The following is a 6,031-nucleotide window of genomic DNA, read 5'->3' as shown; positions in this document are numbered from 1 at the left end:
GCGGACTAGGATTTCACGCTCACCACAGGTGAGGCACCACTCCGGATTACGCGCTCATTTTCAAATGAGGCACCTCGAGGATTCCAAAAATGATGTGAGCGCTCACAAAGTGCGGTTGCCCCGGCGTCCGCGACACGCCCGATTGACAGGCTGATACACAGGTGTATCATCGTAAATGTGTTTGGTACACAGCTGTACCACCAAACGCATTAGGAAACAGGGGTGCAATCGCCGGAGAAGGTACTCCGGCCAGCCCAGGAGGAGACAATCATGCGCAACGTCAAGAAGGTTCTCGCGGCGACTGCAGCCGTGGCCACGCTCGTCAGCATCGCGGCCTGCGGCAGCGGTTCGGACGGCAACAGCAGCGCCAACAAGGGCGATGCTGACAAGGCCGAGCTGGTGTTCTGGGGCTGGGATTCCGGCAACTCCATGAAGGACATCATCGCCGGCTTCGAGAAGGCCAACCCCGGCATCACCGTGAAGTTCAACAACACCGGTACCGCCGAGAAGACCTCCACCGCTCTGTCCAACGCCATCGCCGCCGGCAACGGCGCCCCGGACGTTGTGATGCTGGAGGACCCGACCGTCACCCAGTTCGCCGTCACCGACGGTCTCGTGGACCTGAGCGAGTACGGTGCGGACAAGCTCGCGGACGACTTCGCCGCCGGCCCGTGGAACAAGCTGCAGTACAACGGCAAGCCGTACGCCCTGCCCATCGATTCCGGCCCGGAGATGTTCTTCTACAACAAGGCCGTGTTCGACAAGGCCGGCGTCGACGGCGAGTCCATCAAGACCTGGGACGATTACTACGAGGCCGCCAAGAAGATCCGCGCCACCGGTTCCTACATCACCAACCTGGCCGGCACCTCCAACGACTACCAGCCGTTCACCGCGCAGGTCTGGCAGGCCGGCGCCCAGCCGTGGAAGGTCGATGGCGAGAAGATCACCATCAACATGACCAAGGACGAGGGCATGCAGCGCTACATCAAGTTCGTCCAGAAGCTCATCGACGAGGACCTCGTGGACACCAAGACCCCGAACTGGTCCGACGACTGGAACCGTGAGCTCAACGACGGCACCATCGCCTCCCTGACCATCGGCGCCTGGATGCCGATCAACCTCATGACCGGCGCCCCGGACCAGGCCGGCAACTGGCGTGTGTCCCAGCTGCCGCAGTGGGAGGAAGGCAAGGAGGTCTCCGCCGAGGACGGTGGCTCTGCGCTCGCGGTTGTCAAGCTCTCCAAGAACCAGGCCGCGGCCTACAAGTTCATCGAGTACATGACCCACGGTGACGGCGCCCAGACGATGGCCGACACCGGCACCTTCCCGTCCCTGAAGAAGATCCTGCAGTCCGACTCCTTCACCGATCCCACCACCGAAGCCAACAAGAAGACCAACGACTACTTCGGCGGCCAGAACGTGAACGAGGTGCTCTCCGCCGCGGCCCAGCGCCCGACCGAGAAGTTCCAGTACCTGCCGTACAACCCGTACGCACAGACCGCCTATGGCGATGAGGTCTCCAAGGCCTACTCCGGCGACATCACCCTGGAGCAGGCGCTGCAGAACTACGGCAAGAAGCTCGCCGAGCAGGGCGAACAGCAGGGCTACACCGTCACCCTCAAGTAAGATTCACGCCGGCGCGAGTCAGGCAACAGGAGCGGGGATGCTCCCCAGTATCCCCGCTCTTTTCATGCCCGGAAGGCCGACGGAAAGGAAAAGGAAATGTCGCAAACAGTAGGTGTGAGCCCGGAGATGGCCGGTCTGCACACGCCCGAGGCCCGCGTCAACAAGCACAAGGCCGATTGGCGCGGTTGGAAGTTCATGTGGCCGTTCGCGGTGGTGTTCGTGTTCGTGTTCATCATCCCGATCGTGTATGCCATCTACATTTCGTTCTTCAAGAAGCAGATGATCGGCGGCACCAAGTTCGTCGGGTTCGAGAACTACACCCGCCTGTTCGTGGACCAGCAGTTCTGGAGCTCGGTCGGTCGCGTGGCACTGTTCACGGTGGTGCAGGTGCCGATCATGCTGTTCCTCGCGGCCGCGATGGCGCTCGCGTTGGATTCGATGAAGCTGCACGGCACGAAGTTCTTCCGCATCTCGACGTTCCTGCCCTACGCGGTGCCTGCGGTGGTCTCGACCATGATCTGGGGCTTCGTGTACGGCGCGAAGTACGGCCTGGTCGGCTCGTTCAACGACTTCTTCGGCACGAACATCGATGTGCTTAAGCCTTCGGTGCTGCTGGCCTCCATCGGCAACATCAACACCTGGGAGTTCACGGGCTATAACATGCTGATCTTCTACAGCTCACTGTCCACGATCCCGCACTCGTTGTACGAGGCGGCTTCCATCGACGGCGCTTCCGAATGGCAGATCGTCAAGAAGATCAAGCTCCCCGAGCTGCGCGGCTCGCTGGCCATTACCGTGATCTTCTCGATCATCGGTTCGTTCCAGCTGTTCAACGAGCCTTCCATCCTGCAGAATATGGTTCCGGGCAACGCGATTACCACGTATTACACGCCGAACATGTACGCCTACAACCTGAGCTTCACCGGCAACCAGTCCAACTATGCGGCCGCCCTGGCCATCACCATGGCTGTGATCACGATGGCCATCGCGTATGCGGTGCAGCTCAAGAGCATGAAGGAGCAGATGAAGTGATGCGCCGGATGCCAGTGATGACCGTTGAATCCGTTGATGCCGACACTAAGGAGCGTGCGTGATGAGTAGCGCGACCATGACCTCCGGCCGTATGACCGAGGCCGAGCTCAGGGCCCAGGAGAAGGCCGCCAAGAAGGCCGAAAAGGAACGTCAGAAGCGCATCGCCGCCGACGAGAAGGCCGAACGCAAGCGTGCGGAGAAGTCCGGTTTCGCGAACGTAAACAACCCGAGGCGTTCGACTGTGATGACCGTGATCTGCGCGATTTTCGCGGTGTACTGCCTGTTCCCGTTCGTCTACCTGATGATCAACGCGACGAAAACGCAGGCGGACTTCACCTCCACGTTCGGTCTTGGTTTCGGCAAGACCTTCGCCCTGTGGGACAACATCGTGACCGTGTTCACCTACCAGGATGGCATTTTCGGTCGCTGGTTCATCAACACCATCCTGTACGTGCTGGTCGGTGCCGGCGGCGCCACGCTCCTGGCGATCATGGGCGGCTACGCCCTGGCGAAGTTCCGCTTCCCCGGCCGCAAGCTGGTGTTCGCCGTCATCATCGGGGCGATTTCGGTCCCCGGCATCGCCCTGGCCGTGCCACAGTTCCTCCTGTTCGCCAAGCTGAACCTCACGAACACCCCGTGGGCCATGATCATCCCGTCGCTGGTGTCCACGTTCGGTTTGTATTTGATGTGGATCTTCAGCGATCAGGCCGTGCCGGACGAATTGCTGGAGGCCGCCCGCGTGGATGGTGCCGGCGAGTTCCGTACCTTCTTCCAGATCTCGTTGCCCCTGTTGGCGCCGGGTATCGTGACGACGGCGTTGTTCACGATTGTGGCGACGTGGAACAACTATTTCCTGCCGTTGATCATGTTGAAGGATTCGAACTGGTATCCGTTGACGATTGGTCTGAACCAGTGGAAGGATCAGGCTTCGACGGCTGGTGGTCAGGCGATTCAGAATCTGGTGATTACGGGTTCGTTGATCACGATTATTCCTCTGGTGGTTGCGTTCCTGTGCCTGCAGAAGTACTGGCAGTCCGGTTTGGCCGCCGGCGCGGTTAAGGAGTGATGGAATCGGCCAAAGGCCGATCCCATCCCCAGTCCCAAGACCAACCACCCACCCCCACAACACCCCCCACACAACCAAAGGACTTGTGATTCCCATGACTGAGCGCAGATCGTTCAAGTGGCCGGCGCTGCTGACCTCGACCGGTCGCGGCATCGCCTTTGGCGGCGACTACAACCCGGATCAGTGGCCGGACGAGGTCATCGACGAGGACATCCGTCTCATGCGGCAGGCGCACGTCAACACGGTCGCCCTGGCCATCTTCAGCTGGGACAAGATCGAACCGCGCGAAGGTGAGTTCACGTTCGACTGGTTGGACATGGTGATCGGCAAGCTCGGAGCCGCCGGCATCGCCGTGGACCTGGCCTCGGCCACGGCCTCCGCGCCGATCTGGCTGTACGCCAAGCATCCCGAGGTCCTGCCCGTCGACCGGTACGGCCACACCGTCAACGCGGGCTCCCGTCAGTCCTGGCGGCCCACGAGCCCGGTGTTCAAGGAATACGCGCTGCGCCTGTGCCGCAAGCTCGCCGAGCACTACAAGGACAACCCAACCGTCACCGCATGGCATATGGGCAACGAGTACGGGTGGAACAACCGGTACGACTATTCGGACAACGCCCTCAAGGCATTCCGCAGGTGGTGCGAGAACCGCTACGGCACCATTGAGGCGCTCAACGAGGCATGGGGCACCGCGTTCTGGTCCCAGCACGTCAACGACTTCGGCGAAGTCCAACTGCCGCGCCACATGGGCGGCGACGCGATGGTCAACCCCGCCCAACAGCTCGATTACGAGCGTTTCGGCAACGACATGCTCCTCGACTTCTACAAGGCCGAACGCGACGCCATCGAAGAGATCTGCCCCGGCAAGCCATTCACCACGAACTTCATGGTCTCCACCGACCAGTGCACGATGGACTACGCCCAGTGGGCCAACGAGATCGACTTCGTGTCCAACGACCACTACTTCCACGAGGGCGAATCCCATCTGGACGAGCTCGCCTGCTCGGACGCGCTCATGGACTCCCTCGCTCTGGGCAAACCGTGGTATGTGATGGAACACTCCACGTCCGCAGTCCAATGGAAGCCTCTCAACACCCGCAAACGCCACGGCGAACTCGTACGCGACTCCCTGGCCCACGTGGCCATGGGCGCCGACGCCATCAACTTCTTCCAATGGCGGCAGTCCGCGTTCGGCGCGGAGGCATTCCACTCCGCGATGGTGCCCCACGCCGGTGCTGACTCCAAAGTCTTCCGCGGCGTGTGCGAACTCGGCGGCATCCTCGAAACCCTGTCCGAGGCCGGCCTGCAGGGCACCGAACTCGAGCACGCGGACACGGCCATCCTGTTCAGCGCCGAATCCGAATGGGCTACCCGCTCCCAGACCCTGCCCAGTATGAAACTCAACCACTGGCACGACGTGCGCGACTGGTACCGAGGCCTCCTGGACGTCGGCCGTCGCGCCGACGTGGTGCCGCTCGCCTACGACTGGTCCGGCTACCGAACCATCGTCCTGCCCACCGTGATCGCCCTATCCGCCGAGGACGTCCGCCGCATCGCCGACTTCGCGCACGCCGGCGGCACCGTGATCATCGGCTACGCCACCGGACTGATTGACGAGCGCTTCCATATCGGCCTCGGCGGCTACCCCGGTGCCGGCGACGGACTCCTGCGCACCATGCTTGGCATCCGCAGCGAGGAATTCAACATCCTCGGCCCCGAAGCCGAAGGCGAACCTGTCGAAATCCGCCTGTCCAACGGGCTGACCACCCGCCTGTGGCAGAACGACGTGACCTCCGTCGCTCCCGACACCCATATCATCGCCACCTACCAAGGCCCCGCAGCCGCAGATTGGGAACTCGACGGCACGCCCGCCGTCACCAGTCATCCGTACGGCACTGGCACCGGCATCTACGTAGGTTGCGACCTCGACCGTCACGACATCGCGCAACTCATCGGCCTGCTACCCGCGTTCGGCGGTGAGCCAAGTGGCAAGACGGACAGCGAAACAGACGGTGACGCAACGCACGCGCCCGACCCGCGCGTCCTGCACACCGTCCGCCGCTCGCCGGACGGTGTCATCCGATTCGACTTCTACATCAACCGCGCCACGCAGCCGGTCGAGCTGAAGGACATCGCCGGAGAACCGGTGCTCGCCCATCGTTGCGAGAACGGCCCGGACCTGGGCGGGTATACGCTGGCACGGAACGCCGTGCTCGTCACCAGGCGGGTAGAATAGCGACGTTACCGGAAGGCTCCGTTACGCCGATACTGACGGCCCTTTCGTGGCGCTCCTGCCGAGCAGCCGGCGGC

4 protein-coding genes are annotated in these 6,031 nt (G+C 62.3%); all 4 read left to right on the top strand.

Annotation, left to right across the window (positions count from 1 at the left end; all coding sequences use genetic code 11):
* Positions 1-270 precede the first annotated feature (270 nt).
* The 4 genes from DF196_RS03125 to DF196_RS03110 all read left to right on the top strand — a co-directional run bounded on the left by DF196_RS03125 (position 271) and on the right by DF196_RS03110 (position 5,957).
* Positions 271-1,626, top strand: coding sequence for an ABC transporter substrate-binding protein (locus DF196_RS03125; RefSeq protein WP_109056430.1), 1,356 nt, complete (start codon positions 271-273; stop codon positions 1,624-1,626).
* A gap of 96 nt (positions 1,627-1,722) precedes the next feature.
* A complete protein-coding gene (locus DF196_RS03120) occupies positions 1,723-2,658 on the top strand; it encodes a carbohydrate ABC transporter permease (RefSeq protein ID WP_109056429.1) in 936 nt (311 codons plus the stop codon).
* Positions 2,659-2,719: 61 nt separating this feature from the next.
* Positions 2,720-3,724 carry a carbohydrate ABC transporter permease gene (locus tag DF196_RS03115; RefSeq protein ID WP_109056428.1) on the top strand — a complete coding sequence of 335 codons (1,005 nt, stop codon included), beginning with the start codon at positions 2,720-2,722 and terminating at the stop codon, positions 3,722-3,724.
* Between the two features lie 94 nt (positions 3,725-3,818).
* Positions 3,819-5,957 (top strand): beta-galactosidase, encoded by a 2,139-nt coding sequence (locus DF196_RS03110; protein WP_109056427.1) that lies wholly within the window; start codon positions 3,819-3,821, stop codon positions 5,955-5,957.
* The last annotated feature ends 74 nt before the right edge of the window (positions 5,958-6,031 follow it).

The organism is Bifidobacterium callitrichidarum (assembly GCF_003129905.1).
Taxonomy (GTDB): domain Bacteria; phylum Actinomycetota; class Actinomycetes; order Actinomycetales; family Bifidobacteriaceae; genus Bifidobacterium; species Bifidobacterium callitrichidarum.
Note: the sequence above shows the minus strand (reverse complement) of the source record. Positions and strands in the feature narration are given on the sequence as shown.

Coding starts and splice junctions, on each gene's coding strand:
- DF196_RS03125 (WP_109056430.1), top strand. CDS start 271: ATGCGCAACGTCAAGAAGGTTCTCGCGGCGACTGCAGCCGTGGCCACG.
- DF196_RS03120 (WP_109056429.1), top strand. CDS start 1,723: ATGTCGCAAACAGTAGGTGTGAGCCCGGAGATGGCCGGTCTGCACACG.
- DF196_RS03115 (WP_109056428.1), top strand. CDS start 2,720: ATGAGTAGCGCGACCATGACCTCCGGCCGTATGACCGAGGCCGAGCTC.
- DF196_RS03110 (WP_109056427.1), top strand. CDS start 3,819: ATGACTGAGCGCAGATCGTTCAAGTGGCCGGCGCTGCTGACCTCGACC.